This is a genomic window from Streptomyces sp. NPDC017979 (assembly GCF_044328175.1).
In the GTDB taxonomy this organism is placed as follows: Bacteria; Actinomycetota; Actinomycetes; order Streptomycetales; family Streptomycetaceae; genus Streptomyces.
The window spans coordinates 187,978-213,706 of record NZ_JBIRGU010000005.1 but is presented as its reverse complement, the minus strand read 5'-3'; the positions used below and the strand labels follow the sequence as shown (position 1 = coordinate 213,706).

General features: G+C 72.8%; 18 protein-coding genes. 6 read left to right on the top strand and 12 right to left on the bottom strand.

The window, feature by feature from the left end; genetic code table 11:
* Window positions 1–246: 246 nt before the first annotated feature.
* From ACH4E8_RS16520 to ACH4E8_RS16505, 4 genes are all read right to left on the bottom strand, one after another.
* The gene (locus ACH4E8_RS16520) at window positions 247–1,125 is read right to left on the bottom strand and encodes an aminoglycoside phosphotransferase family protein (RefSeq protein WP_398449211.1); all 879 of its coding nucleotides are present in this window, start codon (window positions 1,123–1,125) and stop codon (window positions 247–249) included.
* Window positions 1,126–1,273: 148 nt separating this feature from the next.
* Complete coding sequence (locus tag ACH4E8_RS16515; protein WP_398448666.1) at window positions 1,274–1,537, bottom strand: TM2 domain-containing protein; 264 nt, start codon at window positions 1,535–1,537, stop codon at window positions 1,274–1,276.
* Window positions 1,538–1,834: 297 nt separating this feature from the next.
* Window positions 1,835–2,254 carry a DUF2752 domain-containing protein gene (locus ACH4E8_RS16510; RefSeq protein ID WP_398448664.1) on the bottom strand — a complete coding sequence of 140 codons (420 nt, stop codon included), beginning with the start codon at window positions 2,252–2,254 and terminating at the stop codon, window positions 1,835–1,837.
* Window positions 2,247–2,726, bottom strand: a complete 480-nt coding sequence (locus ACH4E8_RS16505) for a TM2 domain-containing protein (protein WP_398448662.1) — start codon at window positions 2,724–2,726, stop codon at window positions 2,247–2,249. Before ACH4E8_RS16505 ends, ACH4E8_RS16510 begins: the two co-directional genes overlap by 8 nt.
* A 260-nt stretch (window positions 2,727–2,986) precedes the next feature.
* On the opposite strand from ACH4E8_RS16505, the gene ACH4E8_RS16500 reads away from it, so the two are divergent.
* Window positions 2,987–3,793 (top strand): GNAT family N-acetyltransferase, encoded by an 807-nt coding sequence (locus ACH4E8_RS16500; RefSeq protein WP_398448660.1) that lies wholly within the window; start codon window positions 2,987–2,989, stop codon window positions 3,791–3,793.
* Window positions 3,794–4,167: 374 nt separating this feature from the next.
* On the opposite strand, the gene ACH4E8_RS16495 is transcribed toward ACH4E8_RS16500, so the two are convergent.
* The 4 genes from ACH4E8_RS16495 to ACH4E8_RS16480 form a co-directional block, all read right to left on the bottom strand.
* Window positions 4,168–6,261 (bottom strand): iron ABC transporter permease, encoded by a 2,094-nt coding sequence (locus ACH4E8_RS16495; protein ID WP_398448658.1) that lies wholly within the window; start codon window positions 6,259–6,261, stop codon window positions 4,168–4,170.
* Window positions 6,261–7,262, bottom strand: coding sequence for an ABC transporter substrate-binding protein (locus tag ACH4E8_RS16490; RefSeq protein WP_398448656.1), 1,002 nt, complete (start codon window positions 7,260–7,262; stop codon window positions 6,261–6,263). The genes ACH4E8_RS16495 and ACH4E8_RS16490 overlap by 1 nt, the downstream gene beginning before the upstream one ends.
* A gap of 70 nt (window positions 7,263–7,332) precedes the next feature.
* Window positions 7,333–8,139 (bottom strand): ABC transporter ATP-binding protein, encoded by an 807-nt coding sequence (locus ACH4E8_RS16485; RefSeq protein ID WP_398448654.1) that lies wholly within the window; start codon window positions 8,137–8,139, stop codon window positions 7,333–7,335.
* Window positions 8,140–8,323: 184 nt separating this feature from the next.
* A complete protein-coding gene (locus ACH4E8_RS16480; RefSeq protein ID WP_398448652.1) occupies window positions 8,324–8,869 on the bottom strand; it encodes a YciI family protein in 546 nt (181 codons plus the stop codon).
* A 239-nt stretch (window positions 8,870–9,108) separates the two neighbouring features.
* Here ACH4E8_RS16480 and ACH4E8_RS16475 point away from each other — a divergent pair, with 239 nt between their 5' ends.
* Together ACH4E8_RS16475 and ACH4E8_RS16470 are read left to right on the top strand one after the other, a co-directional pair.
* The gene (locus tag ACH4E8_RS16475) at window positions 9,109–9,438 is read left to right on the top strand and encodes a trypco2 family protein (RefSeq protein WP_398448650.1); all 330 of its coding nucleotides are present in this window, start codon (window positions 9,109–9,111) and stop codon (window positions 9,436–9,438) included.
* Window positions 9,439–9,453: 15 nt separating this feature from the next.
* Window positions 9,454–12,903 carry an NACHT domain-containing protein gene (locus tag ACH4E8_RS16470; RefSeq protein ID WP_398448648.1) on the top strand — a complete coding sequence of 1,150 codons (3,450 nt, stop codon included), beginning with the start codon at window positions 9,454–9,456 and terminating at the stop codon, window positions 12,901–12,903.
* Between the two features lie 206 nt (window positions 12,904–13,109).
* Here ACH4E8_RS16470 and ACH4E8_RS16465 read toward each other — a convergent pair whose 3' ends face one another.
* Window positions 13,110–13,742, bottom strand: coding sequence for a class I SAM-dependent methyltransferase (locus ACH4E8_RS16465; protein ID WP_398448646.1), 633 nt, complete (start codon window positions 13,740–13,742; stop codon window positions 13,110–13,112).
* Between the two features lie 111 nt (window positions 13,743–13,853).
* Window positions 13,854–15,323, bottom strand: a complete 1,470-nt coding sequence (locus tag ACH4E8_RS16460; RefSeq protein ID WP_398448644.1) for an FAD-dependent oxidoreductase — start codon at window positions 15,321–15,323, stop codon at window positions 13,854–13,856.
* Window positions 15,324–15,871: 548 nt separating this feature from the next.
* Here ACH4E8_RS16460 and ACH4E8_RS16455 point away from each other — a divergent pair.
* On the top strand, window positions 15,872–17,701 hold the full coding sequence (locus ACH4E8_RS16455; RefSeq protein ID WP_398448642.1) for a hypothetical protein: 1,830 nt from the start codon (window positions 15,872–15,874) through the stop codon (window positions 17,699–17,701).
* A 427-nt stretch (window positions 17,702–18,128) separates the two neighbouring features.
* Here the strand turns inward: ACH4E8_RS16455 and ACH4E8_RS16450 are convergent, their stop codons facing one another.
* The gene (locus ACH4E8_RS16450; protein ID WP_398448640.1) at window positions 18,129–20,540 is read right to left on the bottom strand and encodes a tetratricopeptide repeat protein; all 2,412 of its coding nucleotides are present in this window, start codon (window positions 20,538–20,540) and stop codon (window positions 18,129–18,131) included.
* Window positions 20,541–20,715: 175 nt separating this feature from the next.
* Between ACH4E8_RS16450 and ACH4E8_RS16445 the strand changes: the two genes are divergently transcribed.
* Window positions 20,716–21,537, top strand: a complete 822-nt coding sequence (locus ACH4E8_RS16445; protein ID WP_398448638.1) for an SAM-dependent methyltransferase — start codon at window positions 20,716–20,718, stop codon at window positions 21,535–21,537.
* A gap of 176 nt (window positions 21,538–21,713) precedes the next feature.
* On the opposite strand, the gene istB is transcribed toward ACH4E8_RS16445, so the two are convergent.
* The gene (gene istB / locus ACH4E8_RS16440; protein ID WP_398448636.1) at window positions 21,714–23,111 is read right to left on the bottom strand and encodes an IS21-like element helper ATPase IstB; all 1,398 of its coding nucleotides are present in this window, start codon (window positions 23,109–23,111) and stop codon (window positions 21,714–21,716) included.
* A 487-nt stretch (window positions 23,112–23,598) separates the two neighbouring features.
* On the opposite strand from istB, the gene ACH4E8_RS16435 reads away from it, so the two are divergent.
* Complete coding sequence (locus ACH4E8_RS16435; RefSeq protein WP_398448634.1) at window positions 23,599–25,452, top strand: potassium channel family protein; 1,854 nt, start codon at window positions 23,599–23,601, stop codon at window positions 25,450–25,452.
* The last annotated feature ends 277 nt before the right edge of the window (window positions 25,453–25,729 follow it).

Genomic DNA, 25,729 nt, shown 5'->3' with positions numbered 1-25,729 from the left:
TGCGGCCCGTCTGTGGCTTGTCGCGCGGTTCCTCCCCCCTACGCCCAGAGGGCGTGGGGAACCTTCAGCGGCCCTGGCATCCCCACCGTTTCGCTTCGGAAGCATCGGTCCCCGCGGGCCGGTGGCGGGTTGCTCGCGCAGTTCCCCGCGCCCCTAAACACCTCCGCCGCCAACCCGCAGTTGAACGACGGGGCAGCGAAACAGGGGCGCTGGGGGTCCCCCCGGTGCCCGCAGGGCACAAAGGGCCTAGCCGCGCAGGGCTTCGGCGATCTGGCGGGTGGTTTGCGCGGCGACGCGGGGGTTGGTCGCGGCGTGGGCGGTGTACGCGTTCAGGCCGGTGGTCAGGGCCCAGCCGCGGCCGCGGGTCCAGGTGGCGTCGTCGACGCCGAGGGCGGTGCGGAACGCGGTGCGGCTGGTGGCGGACATCAGGGTGAAGGCGATGATCAAGTCGCGGGCCGGATCGCCGGTGCCCAGTTCGCCGAAGTCGATGACGGCGCTGAGGCGGCCGTCGACGGTCAGCAGGTTGCCGGTGTGGAAGTCGCCGTGGAACCAGACCGAAGGGCGGTCCCAGGCGGGGGCGTCGAGCGCCGCGTCCCACAGCGCGGTCATCGCGGCGGCGTCGAAGCCGCCGTCGACCTGCGAGACCTGTGCGCGCTGCGAGACCTGCGCGATCGCGGCGCGGGTCGCACGGTCCCGCTCGGCGAGCGAACCGCCGTTCACCGGGGCGTCGGAGGCGTCCGCTCCCGGCGCGTTCTGGAGGGCGGTGAGGAACCGCGCCAACTGGACGGCCGCCGGCGTCGATTCGGCCAGCGCGTCGACGGTCGCCACCTCGCCGGGCAGCCAGCGGGAGACCGCCCACCGCCACGGGTAGCCGAAGTCGGGCTCACCGACCCCGAGCAGTACGGGCACGGCCAGCGGCAGGTGCGGGGCGAGCGCCGGCAGCCACCGGGACTCCTTCGCCGCCTGGTCGATCGCACCGTCGTGGCGGGGCAGGCGTACGGAGAGTTCGTCGCCCAACCGGTAGATCACGTGGTCCGAGCCGGCCGGGTCGAACCGGGTGAGGGGCAGTTCGGCCCACTGCGGGAACTGGGTGTCGACCAGACGCCTGGCCAGTGCGGCATCGATTGCGGAGCTCCTCGGGGCGGCGGGCGGTCGCGACCATCACAGTGGTCCCGCGCGCCGCTGTCGAGCGGATTTCCGCGCCCCGCGACAAAGCGCGGAGGTCCGCAGGGCGTTGTGCCCTACGGACCTCCGACCCGCTTCGACGCGTGGGTCAGCCGCGCAGCACGCGACCGTCCTTGTCGGTGCGGTCGTTGCTGGTGAGGAACATGATCCCGTCGATGAGGGACCAGATGCCACAGCCGCCGAGGGTCAGGAGCTGCGCGACGCCCATGCCGACGTTGCCGACGTAGAAGCGACCGATGCCCAGGGTGCCGATGAAGATCTGCAGGACGCCGGCGACGATCTTCGACTTGTCGGAGTACGGGCGACCCTGCGGGTCGAAGCCGTAGGGAGCGTCGGGGGTGGGGACGGTCATGGAAGTTCTCCTGGGTCAAACAGATGGAACCGTAGGCGCGAGCGGCAACGGTGCGAGCGGTCGTGCAGATGGAGCAGGTGCCGTCACCCGGAGCGCACTCCCGGTGTCAACACGGGAGGAAGCGCCGAAACGCGCGTCGCGAGAACCACGCCAAGACGTCGCCGAATCGCCCCCCTGCGACGCACGCAGCGTAAAGAGCCGGGCCCGAACAACGGAAGTCAGATGGGGTGATCGTGCTCTTACCGTGATAAATCACTGCGCGTTCAGGCAACCCGTACGGCCCGTCAGGCGTCTTCCTCACACCAGATTTCGGGCTACTCCCCAGGTCAACGTCGCCGAGGCGGCCAAAACCTGGAGCGCCAGGGGCCACTTCGGACGCCATCGACGGCCGCGCAGCCCTTCGAATGCCCAACGTGCCAGCACCGCGAGGCCGATGGGGGCGACGAGGAAGAGGGCGCGGTTGTCGTACCAGGCCGCGGCGACATCGCCGTGCATCAGGTCGTAGACCATGCGCGTGCCGCCGCACACGGGGCACAGCAGCCCGGTCGTCCATCGCAGCGGGCACTGCGGCAGCCACTGGCCGCCCTCGTGCGGATCGGTGCCGTACAGGTAGACCGCGGCCGACGCCCCGGCGACGAACACCGCGATCGGTGCCGTCGCCGGGTTGCGTCGGATCCGGGTCAGCCGGCGCGGGCGCGCCGGCTGGGCGTCAGCCACGCAGCGGTCGTCCCTGGGAGTCCGTCTGGTTGGAGCCGGCGAGGATGAGGATGCCGTCGATCAGGCTCCAGATGCCGCAGCCGCCGAGGGTCAGGAGCTGCGCGACGCCCATGCCGACGTTGCCCATGTAGAACCGGCCGACGCCGAAGGTGCCGAGGGTGAGCGAGAGGACGCCGGCGACGATCTTCGACTTGTCGGAGTACGGCCGGCCGTGGATGTCGTAGCCGTACGGGGCGTTCGGGTCGCCCGTGTACGTGCCCGGCGGGACGTACCCGACGGGCGGCGCCGTCGGGTAACCGCCGGGGCCGGGCTGCGGCGCGCCGAAGCCGGGCTGTCCGGGGTGCCCGCCCGGGGCACCGGCCGCGGGCCCCGGGCCCGGGTAGCCGTAGCCGGGCGGCGGGGGCGGGGTGTTGGGTGCCTGGGGCTGGGACGGGTGCTGCGGCTGCTGCGGCTGGGACGGCTGCTCGGTCACGTTCCTGCTTCCGGTGAGCGGTGGCATCGGACTGGGGGACGCCCCCGTGGGACGCGAGGCGGGCCACAGAGAGCGCGGGGACACCCCGTTCGTCATCTTGCAGGATGGAATGCGCATGACGAAATCGTTTGGCCATATGTCACGGCCCGGATGCGGATCCCTGTCCGCCTGGGCGGAGCCACCGTTTCCCTGCGGGTGCGCGGGCGTCTGCGGCCCGTCCGTGGCTTGTCGCGCAGTTCCGCCCCCTACGCCCAGAGGGCATGGGGCGGACTGCGCCCCCAAAGCCCCGTCCGTCACCCGCAGGCATACGACGGGGGCAGACCATCAGGGGCGCGGGGAACTGCGCGACAAGCCACAGACGGGCCGCGTTTGCTCGCCGCACGGCGCAACCGCAGGGCGCCCCGTCCCGCCCCACCGCCTGCGCCCGCACCCCCGCCGACACCAGCGGCGAAATTCCGGTGACGCGGTGGTCGGTTGTCTGGCATAAAGAGCCGGAAACTCAACCCGATCCCGTGAGGCTCCCCGTGACGATCACATGGCGAAGGCTCGGTGAGCACGACTTCCCCCGGCTGAGGCAGTGGCTCCTTCAGCCACACGTCGCACGGTGGTGGAATCACGACACCTCGCCCGAGGCAGTCGCACGGGACTTCGGGCCGGCGGCCCGGGGGGAGGAGCCGTCGGAGGACCTTCTTGTCGCTGTGGACGGGGAGCCGGTCGCGTTGGTGCAGAGATGCTGGATCGCGGACTATCCGCAGTACATCGGAAATCTGGCGGAACAGGCCGAGGTGCCCGAACGGGCGATGACGCTCGACTATCTGATCGGTGATGCCCAGCTGACCGGTCAGGGGCTCGGAACGCGCGTTGTCCAGGCGGTTGTCGCGACCACCTGGACCGACCATCCGGATGCGGGGAGCATCGTCGTTCCCGTGCACTCCGCGAACCGTGCTTCGTGGCGGGTGTTGGAGAAGTCGGGGTTCCGACGTTATGCCGAGGCCCTTCTGGAGCCCGACAACCCCGTCGACGACCGTCTGCACTTCGTCTACCGAATCGACCGCCCGGCCCTCTGAGCCGCCACGACGGACCACGAGCTTCGCAACGCGGCCGAGGACGGCGTCGGCGACGTGCGGATCGTCCCGGTGGAGCCCGGCGAGTAGGCGCAGCCGCAGGATCAGCCGGGGTCGCCGCCGGCACCCCCGGCCACCTCCTCGTCACGCCGCCCGGCCCCTGTGGGCGCCCTGACCGTCATCACCGACCGTCACCCGCATCGGAGACGAACACCGCTGGCCTTCAGGAACAAGTTCTGGAACCCCGTCCGTGACGCGCAGACGAAATGCAGGGGCAGCACATCAGGGGCGCTGGGGTCCCCCCACGCCCTAGGCGCGGCCACACAGCGCGCCGCACGGCGAACCCCCGCCCACACAGCGCGCCGCACGGCGAACCCTCACTCCGCCGCGCCCCGCGTCCGCCGCAGCAGCCACACCAGGTACGGCGCGCCGACCAGCGCGGTCACGATCCCCACCGGGATCTCCGTCGGCGCCAGCAGCGAACGCCCGATCGCGTCGGACGCGACGACGAGCACCGCCCCCAGCACCGCCGCCATCGGGATCATCCGGCGGCTGTTGCCTCCCACCAACCGGCGCGCCAAGTGCGGCGCCACCAGCCCGACGAAGCCGACCGCACCGACCGCCGCCGCCGTGCCCGCCGCGAGCACCGCGCCCGCGCCCAGCACCAACAGCCGGGCGCGGCTCAGCTCCAGGCCCAGCGCGCGCGGCAGTTCCTCGCCGAGCGCCAGCAGGTTCACCGGGCGGGCCGCCAGCACCAGCAGGACCGCGACCACCGCGGGCACCACCAGCCAGCCGAGCGCCGTGTAGTCCCGGGCGTACGTGCTGCCCGCCAGCCAGCTCAGCGACGCCGCGATGTTCATCTGCGCGCTGACGACCATGATGTTGACCAGGGCCATCGAGGTCGCCGCCGCGCCGATGCCGACGAGGACGACCCGCGTCGGGTCGAGCCCGGCGCGTCCGCCGCCGGAGCCGCGGGCGACCAGCATCACGAGCACCAGCATCAGCACGCCGCCGACCCCCGCCGCCGCCGGCAGCGCGATCGCCGGCGCGGAGGGCACGGCCACGATCAGGGTGACCGCGCCCAGCGACGCACCGCCCGTGACGCCCACGAGGTTCGGCTCCGCCAGCGGATTGCGGACCACGGACTGCACGGCCGCACCCGCGACGGCCAGACACGCACCGGCGAGCGCCGCCACCAGGATCCGCGGGATCCGGTACGACACGACCGCCTCGGTCACCTCGTTCGCGGAGCCGGTGAGCGCCGCGCCGATCTGGCTCCAGCTCACCGACACGTCCCCGACCCGCAGCGACAGCGCCATGGAGACGCCGAGGGCGATCAGACCGCCGCCGATCGCGAGGGCGTACGTGGGGGTGCGCCGCTGGCCGGCGACCGCGACGGCGGCGCCGGTGTCCGCGTCCCCGGTGCTCACCTTGCGGGCGAGCAGCATGAAGATGGGCCCGCCGATCAGCGCGGTGACCACGCCGACGGGGAGTTCGGAGGCGTACACCGCCGACGGCGGCACCACCACCTGGCCCGCGGCGTCGGCGCCCAGCAGCACCGCGCAGGCCAGCAGCCCGGCCAGCGGCATCAGCAACACGTGCTTGCGCACGCCGAGTTGGCGCACGATGACGGGGGCGATGAGCCCGACGAAGCCGATCGGTCCGGCCAGGGACACCGCGGTCGCCGACAGCAGCACGGCCACCAGGAACGCGGCGGGCCGGATGCGTTCCACCCGTACGCCCATGGCCTGCGCGGTCTCGTCGCCGAGCGCCAGCAGGTCCAGCGGCCGGGCCAGCAGCGGCGCCGCGCACGCGATGACGAGCACCACGGCGCCCGTGATCAGGGGCTTGTCCAACTCGGCCTGCATCAGGGTGCCGTTGCCCCAGAAGAACAGGCCGCGGGTCTTCTCCACGTCCATCATCTGGAGGAACTCGGCCCCGGCGGTCGCGGCGAGCGCGACCGTGGCGCCGGCGAGCAGCGTCCGCCCCGGCGTGAGGACCCCGCCGCTGCTCAGCAGGTAGACGACGCCGATGGCGAGCAGCCCGCCGATGAAGGCCGCGGCGCCGGAGGGCAGCGGCCCGAGGTCGAGGCCGACGTACGCGACGAGGACGACGGCGAAGTACGCGCCCGCGTTCACGCCGAGCGTGTCGGGCGCCGCCAGCGGATTGCGGGTGGCGCCCTGCACGAGCACGCCGGAGACCCCGACGGCGATGCCGACGACGAGCCCGGTGACGGTGCGCGGCAGCCGGCTGCCGAGGAGCACGTCCTCGGTGTGCTGGGTGCCGTCGCCGACGAGGTAGGCGAGGATGTCGCCGATGCCGACCCCGGACGACCCGAGCCCGAGGTGGACCACGGCGACCACGGCGAGGAGGACCCCGAGGCCGCCGCCCACCAGGGCGGCGGACGGCCGGCGCGGGCCGCGCGGACGGTCTTCCTTCGGGCTGGCGGGGAGCCGTACGGAGAGGGACATCAGACCTTCAGGGCCTTGCCGGTCTCGTCGAGGACGTGGAGCGCGGACAGCGGTCCGCCGAAGAGCCAGGTGCCCGGGTCGAGCGGGTTCACCCGGTCGTTCTTCACGAAGTCCAGGTTCTTCCACACCGGGTTCTTCGCGAAGACGCCGGTGAACGGGTTGTCGTTGGTGGCGGCGACGTAGAGGAAGGTGGCGCCCTTCGGCGCGGCGGTCAGCCCCTCGACGCCGACGGTGGTCATGCCCCAGGTGTCGCCCTTGTCCGTCCAGCCGTTCTTCAGGCCGGCGAGGTTGAGGACCTGGGCCGCGATGGCGTCGTTGTTGAGCATGCGGACGGACGCGGTGCCGTTGGCGGTGAAGCCCTGGCCGATCGTGTACGTCGTGCCGGCCTTGCCGGCCTTCTCCAGCCGGCCCTTGAGGTCGGCGGCGGCGGTGTCGATGCGCTTGATGACCTCGCCGGCCTCGTTCGTCTTGCCGACGGCCTTCGCCAGCTCGGTGAAGTTCTTCTTCATCGTGTCGAGCTGGGGCTGGGTGGTGTACGTGAACGACAGCACCGGCGCGATGTCCTGGAGCTGCTTGAGGTTCGACTTCGAGCGGTCGTTGTCGATGACGATCAGATCGGGCTTGAGGGCCCGGATCTTCTCCAGGCTGGGCTCGTTGCGGTTGCCGACGTCGGTCACGCCGGACGGCAGCTTCGCGCCCTTGGCGGTGATCCAGGTCTCGTACTGCTTGTTGTCGGCGTTGCCGGCCGGGGTGACGCCGAGGGCGATCAGCTCTTCGGTGTACGTCCACTCCAGGGCGACGACCTTGGTGGCCGGCTTCTCCAGCTTCACCTCGCCCTGCGCGGTCGCGATGCTTATCGCGCCGCTGCCGGTGTCCTTCTTGCCGTCCTTGTCGCCGCCCGCGGCGTCGCCGACCGACCCGGACTCGCCGCAACCGGCCACGACCAGGGTGAGGGCCACGGCGGCACTGCCCGTCGCGAGGGTGCGCACCAAATTCCGCATGGGGGTAACTCTCCTTGTGTGCAGGGTTGTTCGTGAGCTTCAGGAGGCGTGCTGGGGTTCTTCCGCGCGCTCAGGAGGTGTGCTGGGGTTCTTCCGTGCGCTGCGGGAAGCAGGCGAGGTAGCCCGTAGCCGGGTCGCGCACGACGTTCACCCGCAGTCCGAACGCCCGGTGGATGACCTCCGGCGTCAGCACCTCCTCGGGCGTGCCCGCGGCGGTGATCCCGCCGTCCGCCACGACCACGACGTCATCGGCGTACGCGGCGGCCTGCATCAGGTCGTGCAGCACGACCCCGCAGGCGATGTCGTGCTCCCGGGCCAGCCGGCGCACCACGTCCAGCACCTCGAACTGGTGCCGCATGTCCAGGTACGTGGTGGGCTCGTCGAGCAGCAGGACACCGGCGCGCTGCGCCAGCACCATCGCCAGCCAGGCGCGCTGCCGCTCGCCCCCGGACAGCTCGTCCAACCGCCGCTCCACCAGCGGCGCGGCGTCCGTGACGGTCAGCGCCCAGTCGATCGCCTCGGTGTCCTCCGGGGTGTGCCGGGCGAGCGCGCCCCGGTGGGCGTACCGCCCGTGCCGCACGAGTTCGCGCACGGTCACCCCGGCGGGCGAGTGCGACGACTGCGGCAGGAACGCGAGCCGCTGCGACAGGGTGCGCCGCGAGAAGGACGCGAGCGGGGCGCCGTCCACGCTGACCTCGCCCCGCATCGGGGGCAGCAGTCCGGCCACCGTGCGCAGCAAGGTGGACTTGCCGCAGCCGTTGGGCCCGACGAGGACGGTGATGCCGCCGGGCCGCAGCTCAAGACCCACCTGCGTGAGCACGGGGCGGCCCGCGTGCCCCACGTCCAGGTCCTTCGCCACCAGACGGGCATCGCCCATGGACACCACGTTCCTTCCGCATGGACGGTCTGACCGCGCCACCATACAACTTAGGCAAGCCACACCTAACGGCCTTGGTGGATCCTCTACTGCGTCGTGACCATGTCGTTCATCACGCCCGCCCCCGCCCGGACCGTGACGGCCCCCACACCACCCGCCCGCGGGCGCCCCGCCCCTGCGTGCTTCAGCGCCGCCCGCCGAACTCCCAGGCGCGCACCTCGACTTCCGCGTAGCGCTCCGCCGTCAGGACGGCCCGCGCCTCGTCCGCACCCTCCGCCCTGAGCAGCGCAGCCGTGCCCAACCACGCCTCCCCGTCGTCGGACAGCAGCGGCCCGTACGCGATCAGATCGTCCCGACGCGGCGGATCGAGATCCACGGCCCGCCCCTCGCCGAACCCGAGCACCAAGTACCGGTTGCCACCACTGCGACCACCGGGAAAGTCCCACATCGTCCGCCCCAGCACATTGCGCCACCGACGCAGCAGCACGTCCCGGTACGCACCGGCCTGATAGTTCGGCTCGTCGAACGCGAACGCACGGGCGGCGGCGGCATCGGGCAGCCGGACCGCGTGCACGCTCCCCGTCGGCGTCTCACCGTCATCGGCGAACGTCGGCCCTCGCGCTATCAGCTCCTTCGCATAACGGTCCATATAGGACCAGTGTCGCTCCAACAACTCCTCCCGAATCGGGAGGGAACCCAACCGGTCGCGGTGGTAGCAGAAGAACTCCATGCCCCGGACCCTTCCGCACCACGAGCGCCGCCTCAACCATGGCGGAGCGTCGCCCTACGCGGTGACGGTCGTGGGCTTCGTGCTGCGGACGGCGGAGCTGCCGGTGTGCCGCGAGGGGAATCAACTGGCGGGAGCAGCCAGCCGAGGGCCTGGCCTGGTCGCGGACCCTTCCGCGCGGCGGACGGGAATCGTTAGCCTGTGGCTCCACCGAGCACGGTCCGATACGGGGGGTTACAGCCGTGACCGATGAGGTACCAGGGGTTCCGCTCGCAACGTGGATCCAGGCGTTACGCACCGAACTGCAAAATGCACAACAGGCCGGTGCGAACGCCGCCTTGAACTTCCGCGTGGGCGACGTCGAGCTGGAACTCGACCTCGCCACCACCGAAGGGCGGGACGGCAAGGCGGGGGTGAGGTTCTGGGTCCTCGACGTCGGTGCCGCAGCCACCCGGCAGTCCGTCGCCACGCAGCGCGTCCGCATCACCCTCACCCCGCTCGGGACGCCCGACGCGCGCGGTGACCGCTCCGTCGAAGTCGGCGAGGGCCAACGCGCCAGGTTGGAGAGCTGACGGCGGAACGCAGACGTGAACCACGACAGCGGTCTGGCAGAACAACAGGTTGTCGAGATCTACGCCATCCCGTCGGCCGCGTCCGCGGACGGCGACACAGGAGGCACCCGCCCAGAGCGTTGCTGCTACGGATCCGGATACCTGGTCGCCGAGCGCCTCGTCCTCACCGCCGGCCACGTCCTCGGCGCACACGACGACCACCTCGCGGGCCCCGACACCTACTCCGTCCGGTTCGGTGCGACCGGGGTCGCGGATTCCCACCGGGCCAAAGTCGTCTGGCGCTCCTCCGGCTTCGACCTCGCCGTGTTGGAGCTGACGAACTCCTCTGGTTCCAGGGGCGCCCCCACCGCAGCCCGCGTGGGGAAGCTGTCCTCGGGCTTCGGCAGTCTCCCCGTCACTGCAGCCTGCTATCCCCTGCACGCCGTGCGCACGGTCGCTCCCGGCAGCGGGCGACCGCCTGACCGGGTGCGCGAGTGCACCCGCATCGTCGGGGACGTCAAAGACGAGGCCGCCAAGACCGGTCGACTGGAATTCAGCCACGACCGCCTCGCCACCGGACGGGACTGGAGCGGTGCCTCCGGCGGCCCGGTGTTCTGCGGCGACCACCTCATCGGCGTCATCGTCCAGTCCAAGGACAATGATGCGGGCCTCTACCTGGAACGCCTGGACGTTGCCCTCGGCGAACACCCGGAGTTCCTGCACGGCCCACACGGCCACCACGCCGAGGCAAAGGCGTTGTTCAATCTGCTCAAGGCCGCGGGGCTTGGCCGTGCCGACCCGGTCCTACCCGAGGGACTCGGCTCCTACCTTGCTGCCGCATCCAAGCTGGCGGACTTCCACCCCTACCGGCTGCCCGGCAACGGCGACGCCCCGCCCCTGTCTCAGGTCTACATTCGCCAACACACCCGCACTGACACCGCCCTGAAGCCGGAGAGCTCCGAATCGGACCCGGGCGGTACGGCGGGCCGGCCTGAAGACGCCGAACCGGACCCGGGCGGCACGACGGGCCAGCCTGAAGACGCCGAGCGGGACCCACAGGCCGGAACGGGACCGGATCCAGGCGATTCAGCCGAGGACAACGGCCCGACGGTGCTCGGGCCCCGTCTGAAGGCCGAGGTGCTCCTGAACGTTCCGGGCCACAGTGTGGTGCTGGCCGGTCCCGGCGGCGGCAAGTCCACTCTGCTCCGCCACCTCCTGGACGACGGCGTCAAGAAGTGGCGGGAAGCGCCGGGAAGCGTCGCGCTTCCGGTCCTGGTCCGCGCCTCCGACCTGAGCATCAAAGGTGTTGCCAGCGCCGCAGCCGCCGTTCTCGACGACATTGGCCAGACCGGGGCCGTCCGCCCGCAGCTGTTCGCCACCCGCCCGCACCCTCGTCAGCCGTGGCTGCTGCTGGTCGACGCGCTCGACGAGGCCCCCGACGCCGTTCGCGTCGAGGCAGCCCTGAAGAAGTTCAGCAACGAGGGCACGTTCAGGATCATCGTCGCAACTCGCCCCCTGATTGGCAGCGAGATCCAAAGGCTGCTTCCCAGAGCACACCGCCATCAGCTTCAACCCCTCACGCGAAAGGAACTTCCGGAATTCGCCGAAGCATGGTTCCGGGCGAGCGAGGTCGGCAATCCAGGTGAGATGGCCACCAGGTTCACCGAGGCGATCAAGCGTGCCAAGCTGGCCCGAATAGCACGCACGCCACTCATGGCAGCCATGCTGTGCCAGCTTCGCGTGTTGAACCCCGACGGCCCGCTGCCGCTAGCTCGCGGCGAGTTGTACCGGCAGTTCACCAACCTCCTCATCGACCGCTCCGAACCGGAGCCGTACCAGCCGATGGACACTGAGTCGTGCATCCGCCTCATCGAGGAGATCGCCCACGGCTGCCTCGGCAATGCCCGCTTGCGGGCATTGCCCCTGCTCGCTGCCGTTCCCGGTAAGAGCCACCGCCACAGCAACGCCGAATGGGCCCACCGCGTTGCCGACCAGCTCGCCCGCACCGGTCTGCTCCGAGTCAACGGCATGGACCAGAAGAAGCCAGGGCGCTTTGAATTCCGCCACCAGACCGTCCTGGAATTCCTCGCCGCCCGCCACGCCGTCCGCACGCCCGATGTTCTTCACGACGATGTCAGGGATGTCCTGCCGCTACGTCGCACCGACGGCACATACAGAATACCGAAGAAGAAAAGGCACTCCTACGCGGGATTCCTCATCGAGGCAGCAGAGTTTGCCGCCAACAGCACCGCGAACCAGAGACCCCACCTGACCCGCGTGTGCGTTGATCAACTCCACGAGATCGCCGACCGGGACGTTGCCATCGACTGGCTGCCTCCGCTTCTCGAACTCGGCACTCCCGTCCCCAAGAAGACCCTGAAGGTCTTCACGCGCTACGCCACCACCCAAGCGAAACAGGCCGAGCGTGGTTCGGATCGCATCAGGGCAGCAGCAGCGTTACTCGGCCACGCGCCGAAAACCGGCAAGCAGCTCCTCCGCCGGTATACCCGCGACAGCGGTCGATCGCCTGCCCGCCGGATCGACGCGGCCCAAGCCCTACTGGACCACGACACGCAGTACGCGCTCGAATTTCTTACGAAAGCAGTCTCCGACACCACCCGCCGCTTCAAGAAGTTCAAGGCCCACGATCGACTACGGGCAGTACGCATCGCCCACGGTCACAGCGTGGACATCGGTTCGTCCCTCGCCCTCAGACTGGCCGAGGACGACACCCTCGCTCCCGCCACCCGCATGGACGCCGCAGAACTTGTCATCGAGAACGGTCCCGCTAGCGCGATCAAGCTCCTCTCAGCATGGGCTTCCTCCCGCACTCCTGGCTTCGAAGCGCACGATCAACTACGGGCAGTACGCATCGTCCACGGTCACAGCGTGGACATCGGTTCGTCCCTCGCCCTCAGACTGGCCGAGGACGACACCCTCGCTTCATCCACCCGCATAGCCGCCGCGAGACTCGTCATCGACCACGACATGCGCACCGGATCGCCTCTCGTCGCCCATCTGGCCCGGAGTGGGTCTCTCAATAGCTTCGCCCGGATAGAAGCCGCGGAACTCCTGATCGATCACGACGCAGAAACCGCCGTCGAGGTCCTCACAGAATTCGTCTCATCCCCGAAGCACGACCGCGTCCGGGAGGTGGGAGCGCTCCTCCTGGTGGGCGTGAGCACCGACCCAGAGTCCGCGCTCACTTTCCTCGTGGAACTCGTCTCGGACAACTCGTCCCCCGCTCTGCTGATGGACTGGTCCCGGCGCCGGTGGCACAGAAGGAACCCACTGGGTTGGGTGCTGCGGGCCATCTCCCATGTAGTACCCACGAACCCGAATCTCGCCCTCCGCGTCCTCAACATCCCGGCTCTTGCCGCCTTGAACGCGGGCGAACCGCCTTACGAGTGGAGGTACACGAACTGGGAAATGCAATGGCTACGCGAACGGGCGCAAGAAGTGCTGAGGAAGGAACAGAAGAACTAGCGACGGCGGTGTCTGGATTTCCGCACGGCGTACGCTCGGTCCGACGTCGTCCCCGTCCGCGACTTCAAGGCCCCGACCGGTGCCGCCCTCCGCATCTCCGCCACCGTCTTCACCGGCATCAAGGAGGACCTCACCGAAGGTGATCCGAGGCGGCCGTTGTCGATCCGGGTGGCGACCTCAGTGGTGGCGTCCTTGACCGGGCCGAGTCAGACCGGTCGGCGGGCCAGCAAGTGGGCGTCGAGGAAGCCTCGCTCGGAGGCCGGGTCGTGGAGCAGCCGGGCGAACACGTCCAGGCCCGCCCCGGCCAGCAGTTCTGCGAACCGGTCCGCCGGCCAACTGTAGGCAGGAGCCACCTTGTGGTCGAAGGGGACGAGTTCCGGGCCGTCGGTCCCGTAGAACGAAACCAGGATGAGACCTCCTGGCGCCAGGACGCGCACCTGCTCGGCAAGCAGCGCAGGCAACTCATCGGGCGGGGTGTGAATCATCGAGTAGTGGGCCAGCACGCCGCCGAGCGTGCCGTCGTCGATCGGCAGGGCTTCCATCCGCGCCTCGTCGAACCGCAGCGACGGATGGGCGCCCCGGGCGTGGTCGATCATTCCCGGGGAGAGGTCGAGCCCGAAGGCGTCCAACCCCAGCTCGTTCAGCACGGCCGTGAGGTGTCCGGGTCCGCACCCGACATCGGCCGTCCGTGCGTTCCCCGTCGCGCGCACCAACTCGGCGAACGTGGCGATCATGTTCCTCGCGAACGGCTGTGACTCCAGCCGATCGGCGAACAGCGATGCGTACAGCTCGACGACCCCGTTGTAGGCCGCCTTGGTCTCGTCCTGGTGCCCCGTCACGGGAAAGGAAACTAGCATCCGCGCGCGGGCACGACACCCCCTTGGTCCGCGCGGTGGCGACGGCCTCCAGTGCGTCACCAACGCCCTCACCGAGGGCTCCCGCGACCCGGGTCACGAACCGCACCACCAAGCCACCGCGTCCCGGAGGGACACCGCGTCCGGGTGGGCGCTCGCCCACGCCGCGTAGGCGTCGGGGCGGATCAGGAGGCACAGGTCGCGGTGGGAGGCGTCGGGCCAGTGGGTGTGGATCAGGGAGGGGTGGTGCACCGGCGGGACGTGCGGGGGCGTCACCAGGACGAAGCCGCCTGCGCGCAGGAGTTCGTAGAGGCGGCCGTCCGCCAGGGCCAGGTCCGGGACGCGGCGGCCCTCCAGGGTGTGGGCGCCCGGGCGGCGCGGGTAGGCGATGCCGAGGCCGGTCACCTGGGCCACCGCCCGGCGCGTCAACGGCGGCAGTGCCGCGACGCCCGCCACCGCGACCCGTGCCGCCCGCTGCGGACGGGTGTGGGCCATCGCCAGCCTTATGATCGCGCCGCTGCTGCGGATCACCGCCCGGCCCACCGGGTACCGCTCCCGCTGGTAGCCGTCGAGCAGCGCCTGCGGATCGCCCGCGCGGCCCCGCAGCGCCGCCGCCAGCTTCCACGACAGGTTCGCCGCGTCCTGGATGCCGGTGTTCAGGCCCATCCCGCCCGCGGGCGAGTGGACGTGCGCGGCGTCGCCCGCCAGGAACACCCGGCCCCTGCGGTACGACGGCACCTGCCGCTCGTCGCAGTGGAACCGGGAGATCCAACGCGGCTCGCCCATCCCGTAGTCCGTCCCCAGCGCGCGCCGCGCGAGCGAACGGATCTCTTCGAGGTCCACGGGCTCGTCGTCCGGCGGCTGGTGCGTCCGGTCCCAGCCCATCACCCGGTACCAGCCGTCGCCGAAGGGCAGCACCAGCGCGATGGTGTCGCCGTCGGTGTTCACCGCCAGCATCCCTTCCGGCGCCTCGTCGAGCCGTACGTCCGCGAGCACCATCGAGCGGATCACCGAGCCGCCGGGGAAGGGCAGTCCGAGCGCCCGGCGGACGGTGCTGCGGGCGCCGTCCGCGCCGACGAGGTAGCGGGCCGTCAGCTCAGCGCCGTCGGCGGTGCGGGCGACGACCGCGCCCCGCCCGTCGTGGCGCAGCTCCACCACCTCCGTGCCGTACCGGACGTCCGCGCCCGCGTCCCGCGCCCGCCGCTCCAGCACGCGTTCCACCTCGTACTGCGGGGTGATCAGCAGGTACGGGAAGCGGGTCCGCAGCCGCGAGAGGTCCACGCTCAACCAGCGGAAGGGGCGGAAGCCGGTCACCCGGTGCCCGGTCGCGACCAGTTCGTCCGCGACGCCGCGCGCGTCCAGCAGTTCCAGGGTGCGGGCGTGCACGCCGAAGGCGCGGGTCAGATTGCTCAGGCCGGGCGGGCGGCGCTCGACGAGGACGGTCCGTACGCCCGCGGCGGCGAGGTCGCCCGCGAGCATCAGCCCGGTCGGTCCGGCACCGACCACGACGACCTCGGCGTCGAGGTCGTGTTCGAGGTCTTCGGCGATGGGGTGACTCGTCGTCATGTACGGCCTCCGGTACGCGCACTGGTACGGGCATCGGCACTGACACTGGCAGGCGCGAGTCTGCCAGCCGGCGCCCGCCGGGGCCCGGAGGTAGCATCGGGCGACGCGCCGACGGCGTGGCGGACGCCGGAGCGGACGGGCTCCGGGAGGCGCGGGGACTGGGGGACGGGGAGTGCGGCTGAGGGCCTGTCTTACGGATCAGGCTGGATAAGTGAGCGGGGGCTGGTGTCGTGGATCTCAAGGCGGAGGATGGGGGTACCACCCGGGCCGCCAGGCCCAGGGGGAGAGTCGAAGCGGTGGGGGTACCACCGTGCCCTCAGGGCACAGGGTGGGGGTACCTCCCGTGCCCTCAGGGCACAGGGTGGGGGTACCTCCCGTGCCCTCAGGGCACAGGGTGGGGGTACCTCCCGTGCCCTCAGGGCACAGGGGGCCTTCGGCGACCGACGACAACGCGGAGTGGGGGCACCTCCCGGGCCGCAGGCCCAGGGGGAGCGGCACCAGGGCACGCGAGCCCAGCAAGATCCATAAGACAGGCCCTGAGGGTCCCGGTGGGCGCCGACGCGGACCGGTGGATCTCGCGCGAGGGCTGCCGCCGCGTCCTCCTCGTCGTGCACAACGTCACCGCGGCGACCCGCCTGCTGGACGTCCTCCCGCTCTTCGACGGCGATCCGCGGGTGCAGCTCCTGGTCACGTGCACGGGGTCCTCGCCCTTCCAGGGCGGGGTGCCGGAGCTGCTCGCCGGGACGGAACTGCCGGTGCTCCCGTGGGAGCAGGCCGTGGACACCCCCGTGGACCTGGCCATCTCGGCGAGCTACGGCGGCGAACTGCACTTGCTGCGAGGGCACTTGGCCGTCCTGTCGCACGGCGTTGGATACAATAAGAGGCTGGCCACGCCAGGACGCCAGGACGCCAGGACGCCAGGACGCCAGGACGCCAGGACGCCAGGACGCCAGGACGCCGCAGCCGCACCGGCGACCGCGACCTCGGTCACGACCGCGACCGCCCCGCCCGTGTTCGGGCTCGCACCCGAGTGGCTGCTACACCAGGGCCGTCCGCTCGCCGCCGCGACCGTGCTGTCCCACCCCGAGCAGCTAGCCCGGCTGACCGCCGCCTGCCCCGAGGCCGCACCCACCGCCGCCATCGCCGGTGACCCCTGCTACGACCGCATCCTCGCCGCGCTCCCGCACCGGGACCGCTTCCGCCGCGCCCTCGGCGTCGGCCCGCACCAAAGGCTCGTCGTCCTCAACTCGACGTGGTCCACCCGCGGGCTCCTCAACGACGCCCTGCCCCGACTGCTGCCGCGGCTCGCCTCCGAACTGCCCGCCGACGAGTACCGCACGGCCGCCGTCCTGCACCCCAACATCTGGTACGGCCACGGCCCCGGCCAGGTGCGGGCCTGGCTGGACCGGGCGCGCCGCGCCGGGCTGGTCACCGTCTCGCCGCTGGACGCCTGGCGGCAGGCGATCGTCGCGGCGGACTGCGTCATCGGCGACCACGGCAGCGTCACGTACTACGCCGCCGCCGTCGGCACCCCCGTCCTCCTCGGCGCCTTCCCGTCCGACGACGACCACGGCGCGGACTCCGTGCTCGACCCCGCGTCGCCGGTCGCCGCGCTCGGCCGCGCCGCGCCCGCGCTGCGCCGCCCCGGCCGCGCCGGCGACCTGCGGGCCCAGATCGACCGGGCGATCGACACCCACGCACCGGACCGGTACGCCCGACTCGCCGCGCTCACCAGCTCCGTGCCCGGCGAGTCCGCGGCCCTGCTGCGCCGCCTCTTCTACGGCCTGCTGGGGCTGCCCGAGCCCGGACACGGGCCCGCGCTGCTCGACCCGCTTCCGCTGCCCGCGTACGAGCCGGCCGAACGCACCGCGCCGGTACGGGTGTTGACCCGGATCCTCGGCACGGACCCGGCGCGGGTCGCCGTCGTCCGGCACTCGGAGACCGGCCCGGACGACCCGGTCGGCGACGCCGCCGACGACGCGGACGCCGCGCACACCGCGGTGCACGAGGACACCCGGGACCCGGGCCGGCTGCGGGTGGCGGACGTCATCGTGCGGCACGGCCCGCCCGACGACCCTCGCGTCGGCCCGCCCGCCGCGTGGACGGCGGAGGTGCTGGCGCGGCACCCGTACTGCCGGCTCGCGGTCTGGGTCGACGGCCCCGACCGCTGCGTCGTACGGACCAGGTCCGGCCGGCTCGTCCGACTGCGGGCACAGCCGGGCGCGGACGGCCGCACCGACCTCACGGACCCGGCGGCGTACGCGTCCGCGCTGCACGGCTGGCTGGTGATGCAGGGCGCCTCGTCCCTCCCGACGTGGCTGGTCGTGGTGACGGGCCGCGCCCACCACCAGGTCTCGGTGGAGCACGCTCCGCGCTAGGTCGCGCGGGTTTCCTGGTGCGGCTGGGCTGATCCACCGTTTCCCCGCGAGTGCGGTTTCGCCGTGCGGCGAGCTGCGTTACGGCGTCTGCGGCCCGGTGGGGGCTTGTCCCGCTGTTCCGCCCCCTACGCCCAGAGGGCGTTGGGACCCCCACCTGACACACCCGCCGTAGCCCCCGCGGGCGAGTTTGGTCTCTACCGGCCGGTGGGTGGTTGCTCGCGCAGTTCCCCGCGCCCCTAAATGCCTCCGCCTCCAGCCCGCAGACGAATGACGGGGGCAGCGAAACAGGGGCGCGGGGAACTGCGCGAACAACCCCCACCGGACCGCAGGGGAAACTGATCCCGCAAGGAGACGGCGGGGTCTTGGGGGCGCCGGGGGCCCTGGGCGCAGGGACGCATAGGGACGCGCGGGGTTCCCCGGGCGCGGCCTAAAGCGGGTCTCGCAGGTCCACCAGGCGGGCGCGGATCGCCGCGAGGGAGCCGAACGAGCCGTAGTCGTCGGCCTGCTCGTACAGCCGCTCCGCGGTCGTCAGGTCGGCGCGCTCGGCGGTCGGGTCGTCGAGGCGGCGTGCACAGCGGGCGCGCAGGTAGGCGGCGTCGGCGAGTTGGAGGGCGGCGCCCTCCTGCGTCATCACGTCGACGGCGCGGTCCAGGCAGACGCGCGCCAACTCCGGTTCGTCCGCCTCCAGGTGGGTTTCCCCGAGGCTCATGTAGACGCGGCCCTCGTTGTAGCGGTCGCGGGCGTCCAGGTCGCGGAAGGCGGCGAGTGCGGTGTGCAGACGGCGTACGGCCTCGGCGTGCCGGCCCTGGCCGCGCAGGGCGCGCCCGACGTGGTGGGCCAGGATGGCGCTGGCGCGCGGCACGTCCTGTTCGCCGTCGTCGCCGGGCCGGATGTCGGCGAGGGCGCCCAGCGCGGCCTCGAAGCACGCTTCCGCCTCGGGCCAGCGCCAGGTGCGCAGTCGCAGCAGGCCCGTCACCTCCAGCGCGGTGGCGCGCCCCCGGTGGTGGCCGGCCCGCTCCTCCGCGGCGAGTGCCTGCGCGAGGTCGTCCTCGGCGTCCTCCTGCCGCCCCAGGCCCATGTGGGCGAAGGCGAGTTGCACGAGGACGCGGCCCTCGGCGCGGGGGTCACCGGCGCCGTCCTCGGCGGCGCGGCGGGCCGCGGCGACGCCCAGCAGGTGGGTGTCGACCCACTGTTCGTGGAAGCCGAGCCGCAGGTGCATGGCCCACGTCGCCTCGCAGAGCTGCCACACGAGGTCGTCCAGGCCCCAGTGGTCGGCGGCGCGCACGGCGGCGGCGAGGTTGTCGCGCTCGCGCGCCAGGGCTGCGAGCGCGTCCCGGGCGCCGCCCGGCGCCGCCTCTTCACGGGCCGGGCGCAGGTACGCCGGGCCCAGGTGCCAGCGCGCCGGGATGACCCGGTGGTCGGCGGCGACGGCGAACCCCAGCCAGTGGCGGACCGTGCGGCCCACCGCGGCGGCGACGGCGCGGTGGCCGTCGACGTCCTCCGCCTTGCGGCGGGCGTGGTCGCGCACGAGGTCGTGGTAGCGGTAGCGCTCCTCGGCGACCTCTTCGACCAGGTGCAGCCGGGCGAGGCGGTCGAGGAGGGCGCGGGCCGTGGGCTCGTCGACGTCGGCGGCGCGGGCCGCGAGCGGCACCGTGACCGCGGGCCAGGGCCAGAGCGCGGCGAGCCGGTACAGGCGGGCCGCGGCCGGGTCGAGTTCCGCGTAGCTGACGTCGTGGGCGCGGTGGACGGCGCCGCGGGGCGTGCCGTCGTTCCCGTCTTCGCCCATCGTTTCCCCTCCCCTACCCGTGGCCAGTTGGCGGGCGACCGTCTCCCACGTCAGATGGGTGCGGGCGGCGACGTGCGCGCCCGTGGTGCACAGGGCGAGCGGTACGCCGCCGCAGTCCGCGGCGACCGCCCGGGTGCTGGTCTCGCTGCCCGCCATCCGGTCGGCGCCGACGATCCGGGCCAACAGCCGCAGGGAGTCGGCGGCGTCGAGCGGCGGGAGGGTGCGGGCGACGGCGCCCAGGTCGCGGACGAGGCCGTGCGGGCGCAGCCGGCTGGTGACCAGCACCAGGGCGTGCGGGGACGCCGGCAGCAGGGGTTCGACCTGGGCGTCGGAGTGGGCGTTGTCGAGGACGACGAGCAGCCGGCGGTCTGCGGTGCGGTCGCGGTACAGCGCGGTCTGCCCGTGTTCGTCGGCGGGCGTCCGCTCCGGGGGCGTGCCGAGCGCGGCCAGGAAGCGGACGAGGGCGTCGGAGGGCCGGAGCGCGCCGGTGCCGGAAGCGCCGGCGAGGTCCACGTACAGCTGCCCGTCGGGGAAGCGGTCCTTGAGCAGGTGGGCGCAGTGCACGGTGGTGGCGCTCTTGCCGATGCCGCCGGGGCCGGACAGGACGACGACCTTGGGCGCGCCGCCGCCCGCGGTGGCGTCGGCTGCTTCCGCGAGCCGGGTGACGTCCGCGATCAGCTCTTCGCGGTCGGTGAAGACGGCGGTGGACGGGGGGAGCATCTGCGGCCGTACGGCGTCGAAGCCGCCGCTCGCCGACCGACGGGCGGCCGCCAGGTGCTCGGCCTCGGCGACCCACTCGCGGACCTCGCGGGCGAACTCGGGCGAGCGCCGCGCGTGCGCGTCGAGGTCGGCGGCGAGCGCGCGCCGTTCCTCTTCGGTGCCGGGCAGCGCACCGTCGCCGCCTTCCGCCGCGGGTTCCGCACCGCGCGCCCGGCGCCAGAGTCCGGCCAGCGCCTCCGCGCTGCGCCGGCCCACCTCGCCGCCCGCGCCCGCGACCACGCCGGACGTGACCGTGCCGACGGCCGCCAGCACCACCGACCCGAACGGTTCCACCGGTCCACCACCCCCCATGCGCCGTGCCGCACACGATAGCGGCGCCGTCGGGACGCCCCGGGGCCGCGCGCGGGCCGGTGCCGTCGTTGGCGTGATATCACGGCCCGGTCGTCCCGTTCCTGCGGTGTAGACCAATTAAGGTTTCAACATACGGTGGAACGACGGGAGTTGATGCATGGCACACGGCGAGCAGGCGGGTGGGCAGGCGCCCGGCCGCATCGACACGAGTCGCGCCCACCCGGCGCGGATCTACGACTACGTGATCGGCGGCAAGGATCACTACCAAGTGGACGTCGACGCCGGCGAGGCGATGATGGAGGGGTGGCCGTCGCTGCGGGTGAGCATGCGGCAGAACCGGCTCTTCATGCAGCGGGTCGTCCGCCATCTGGCGCGGGAGGCGGGCGTGCGCCAGTTCCTGGACGTCGGTACCGGCCTGCCGACGTCGCCCAATCTGCACGAGGTGGTCCAGCGGGAGCAGCCGGACGCGTCGGTGGTGTACGTCGACAACGACCCGATCGTGCTGGCGCACGCGGAGGCGCTGTTGACCAGCGCGCCGCCGGGCCGCACCGCGTACCTCGACGCCGACATGCGCGAGCCCGACGCGATCCTCGAATCGCCGGTGTTCAAGGAGTTGCTGGACCTGAAGCAGCCCGTCGCGCTGACGGCCATCGCCGTGCTGCACTTCATCCGGCCGCCGGCGGACGGCGTGCTGCTGCGGCGGCTGCTCGACCCGCTGCCGTCGGGCAGCTTCCTGGCCGTGTCGACCGCCACCGACGTGTACGCGCCGGCCGAGATAGGGCGGGTGAAGGAGCAGTACGAGAGCCGGGGCATCCCCATGGTGACCCGCACCGAGGCCGAGGTCGGCGCGTTCTTCGACGGGTTGGAACTGGTGGCGCCCGGGCTCACCCCGGTGCACCGCTGGCGGCCGACGGAGGAGCAGGCGGGGGTGGCCGACGAGCAGGTGGCGATGTTGGGGGCGGTGGCCCGCAAGCCGTAGGACCTCCGTCGGCCTCAGCCGACTTCAGCCGACGCGGGTGCCGGCACGGTCCGCGAGGTGCGGACCTTCACGGACGCCTGACTCCCGCTGCCCCGGCGCCGTGACAGCGGTGGGCGCGGTGTCGTGCGGGCCGGGTGGACCGGACCCGTACGGCACCGCGCCCGAGGGTGGCGGGGTCAGCCCGCCTTCCACGCCGGGGCCGACGCCGCGGCCTGCGCGGTCCGGCCCCGCAGTCGGTAGCTGTCGCCCTTGAGCGTGATCACGTCCGCGTGGTGGGCGAGCCGGTCGAGGAGTGCGAAGGTGACGGGGCCGTCCCCGAAGGTCGCCGGCCACTGCCCCAGCGGGCGGCTGCCGGTGACGACCACCGACGCCCGCTCGTAGCGGTGCGCGATCAGCCGGAAGAGCAGACCGGTGGCGTCGGCGTCGAAGGGCACGTAACCGATCTCGTCGATCACCAGCAGTTCGTGCCGGTCGAGCCGGGCCAGCTCTTCGGTGAGCCGCCCCGCGGACTGCGCCGCGGCGAGCCGGGCGACCCACTCGGTGGCGGTGGCGAACCGCACTTCGTGGCCGGCCTGGCAGGCGCGGACGCCGAGGGCGACCGCGAGGTGCGTCTTGCCGGTGCCGGGCGGGCCGAGGAAGACGACGTTGCGGCGCGCGCGGACGAAGTCGAGTTCGCCGAGCCGGGCGACGGCCTCCCGGTCGAAGGAGCGCAGGTGTTCGTCGTCGAACTCCTCCAGCGTCTTGCGGGCCGGCAGCCCGGCGGCCCGGACCCGGGCGTCGGCGGACGCGTGGTCCCGCTGCTCGACGTCGACCGCCGTCGCCTTCGGCTGCACGGGCACGCTCTCCAACCGCGGCGCGACGGACGCGGCCGGAGCCGGCACGGCCACGGGAACGGGCCCGGGGGCCGCGGCTGCCGTCGGGGACGCCGGCGCGGGCGCGGGCGGCGCGGGCGTCGGCCGGGGCGCGGGGTCGTGGTGCGGGTGGTGCGCACCGCGGCGCTCCATCGGCCCCGACATGTACGCCAGGATCGCCGCCGACAGGATGAACGCCATGTGGATGACCGTCCCCCACAGCAGCGCGTGGTGCGAGGTGTGCGCGACGTCCACGAACATCTGGAGCAGGTGTACGGACGAGATGCCCACGATCGCCGTCGCCAGCTTCACCTTCAGCACGTTCGAGTTGACGTGCGACAGCCACTCGGGCTGGTCCCGGTGCCCCTGGAGGCCGATCCGGGAGACGAAGGTCTCGTAGCCCCCCACGATCGTCATGATCAGCAGATTCGCGATCATGACGACGTCGACCAGTTTGAGCACCGCGAGCATGACCATGGTCTCGTCGGCCTGCCCGGTGATCACGTGCTGCACCAGGTGCCACAGCTCGTTGAAGAACTTGTATACGTACACCCCCTGGGCCGCGACCAGCCCGAAGTACAGCGGGGCCTGGAGCCAACGGGTGGCGAAGAGCGCGTACCCGAGGGACGAGGCCGCGTACCCCTTCAGATCGGGCCTGTTGCGATGGGGGGTGTGGGGTGGATGGGGGTGGGACGCGGGCGGGACGTGGCCGTGCAACGGCATCTCCAAACATGGCGTGGCGGTGTTCGGGCGCAGTCGGGGCGCGTCCGCGTACACGCTGACAACGGCCGACGAAGGCAGCCGTCACGGACGCCACCGGCGCACGGACGTACGCCACGGCGCGTACGGCGGGCACGTGCCGGGGCGCACAACGGGGGCGCGTACCAGGGCGGTTGAGGCACGCCCGGCCGTCGCCCGGCGGTCCCCGGCGGTACGCCGCCTGGCGCAACGACACCGCCCGCGCGGCGGAGCCGCGGACCCCCGCCGTCCCTGGCACGGGCAGTGCTGGCGCCGTGCGCTCTAACGGCCCACCGGCCGACGGGACACGAGCACCCGAGCACCCGGACGGCGTCCGCGGCGGAACCCGCACCGCTCGCGCCCTCGGGCGAAGGACACCGCACCCGATGGGCCCCGCGGAGGGCCGAACTCCCCTTTCCACCACCGCCGGTTGCATCATCGACGCGTACACCGGGACGTCACGAGGGGGAACATGGTCACGCTGCCGCACCAGCAGGACGCGGAGTCGGGCGACGGCGGGCACATGGTGGTCTGCGGGGACGACGCGCTCGCGCAGCGGGTCGCCGTCGAACTGCGGGACGTGTACCGGCAGCGGGTCGTGCTGCTGGTGCCCGCGGAGGACGCGGATCCGGGCGGGCCGGGCGTGCAGGTCGTCACCGCCGCCGCGCCGACGCAGGAGGCGCTGGTGCGGGCGGACGCCGCACGGGCCACCGCGCTGGCGCTCGTGTACGAGGACGACGAGACGAACCTGCGCGCCGCGCTCGCCGCGCGACGGCTCAGCCCGGGGCTGCGGCTCGTGGTGCGGATGTACAACCGCAAGTTGGGGCAGCACCTGGAGGAACTCCTCGACCAGGCGGCGCTGGTGGCGGTGCCGGGGATGGACCGGGCCAGTCTGGACGCGTCCACGACCGTGCTGTCCGACGCGGACACCGCGGCGCCCGCGCTGGTGGCGACCGCCGTCGCGGACACCAACAAGGTGGTGCAGGCCGACGGACTGCTGCTGAGGGCCGCCGAACGGCCCGCGCCCGGGCGGGGGGAGGTGCCCGACGGGGGTCTGTGCACGCTCGCACTGCTGTCGTCGACCGCCGCCGACCCCGCCGGCGCCGAGGGCTCGGACGGCAGCGGCGCGCAGGGGCCGCAACTGCTGCCCGACGACCGGACCGTGCGCGAGGGCGCCGGGCGGGGCACCGTCGTGCTGGAGGCCGTGCGGCACGAGGGGCCGGCGCTCGGCGCGCGGCGGCTCGCCCGGCGCGGGGTGCCGCTGCGGGAGTTGGTCTCCTCCCAGCTCCGGTGGGCGCTCGCCGGCATCCTCGGCGCCGTGGTCGCGCTGACCGCGACCACCACCTGGCTCACCGACGCCGCGCCCGTCAGCGCCGCGTACCTCACCCTGCTCGACCTGTTCTCCATCAACGAACCCGCGATCGAAGAGCCGACCGCCCGGCAGGTGCTGCAACTCCTGTCCGGGCTCGCCGGGCTGGCGCTGCTGCCGCTGCTGGTCGCGGGGGTGCTGGAGGCGCTGGGCACCTTCCGCAGCACCGGCGCGCTGCGCCGCCCGCCGCGCGGACTGTCGGACCACATCGTGCTGCTCGGCCTCGGCAAGGTCGGCGCGCGGGTGCTGACCCGGCTGCGCGAGCTGGACATCCCCGTCGTCTGCGTCGAGCAGGACGCCGACGCGCGGGGCATCGCGCTCGCCCGCGACCTGGGGGTGCCCGTGGTCCTCGGCGACGTCACCGAGGACGGCGTCCTGGAGTCCGCCAAGGCGCACCGCGCCGAGGCCCTGCTGGCGCTCACCAGCTCCGACACCACCAACCTGGAGGCCACGCTCGCCGCCCGGTCGCTCGGCAACGACCTGCGGGTGGTGCTGCGGCTGGACGACGACGACTTCGCCACCGCGGTGTACCGGACCCTGCGCTCCGCGCACCCCACCGCCGTCACCCGCAGCCGCAGCGTCGCCCATCTGGCGGCGCCCGCCTTCGCCAGCGCGATGATGGGGCGGCAGGTGCTGGGGGCGATCTTCGTGGAGCGGCGGATCCTGCTCTTCGCCGTGGTGCCCGTCGCCGGCCATCCGCACTTCGAGGGCCGCACCGTCGCCGAAGCCTTCCGCCCCGGCGTGTGGCGGGTCATCGCCCTGGACACGGCGCGGCCGGACTCCCGTTCGCTCGACCTCGCGCACGGCCAGCACGAACAGGAACCGTCCCTGCTGTGGGGCCTCCACCCCGGGCACCTGCTGGACGCCGAGGACCGCGTCGTCGTCGCCACGACCCGGCAGGGCCTCGCGGACCTGCTGACGCCCGCGGACCGGTCCGATTCCCCGGCCGCGCCTTAGGTCGTGACCGTGCGTCCCCCGTCGGCGGGCGCGGTTCCGCCGTGCGGCGAGCTGCGGTTACGGCGTCTGCGGCCCGTCGTGGCTTGTCGCGCAGTTCCGCCCCCTGTGCCCAGACGGCTTGGGGGGGGACCCCCAGCGCCACCTGACACACCCGCCGTGGGGGGGGGGGGGCGGGGGGGGGGGGGGGGGCCCCGCGGGGGCCCCCCCCCCCCCCGCCCCCCCCCCGCGCCGACCCCCCCACCCCCCCCGCCCCGCCGCCGCCACCGACCCCACCCCC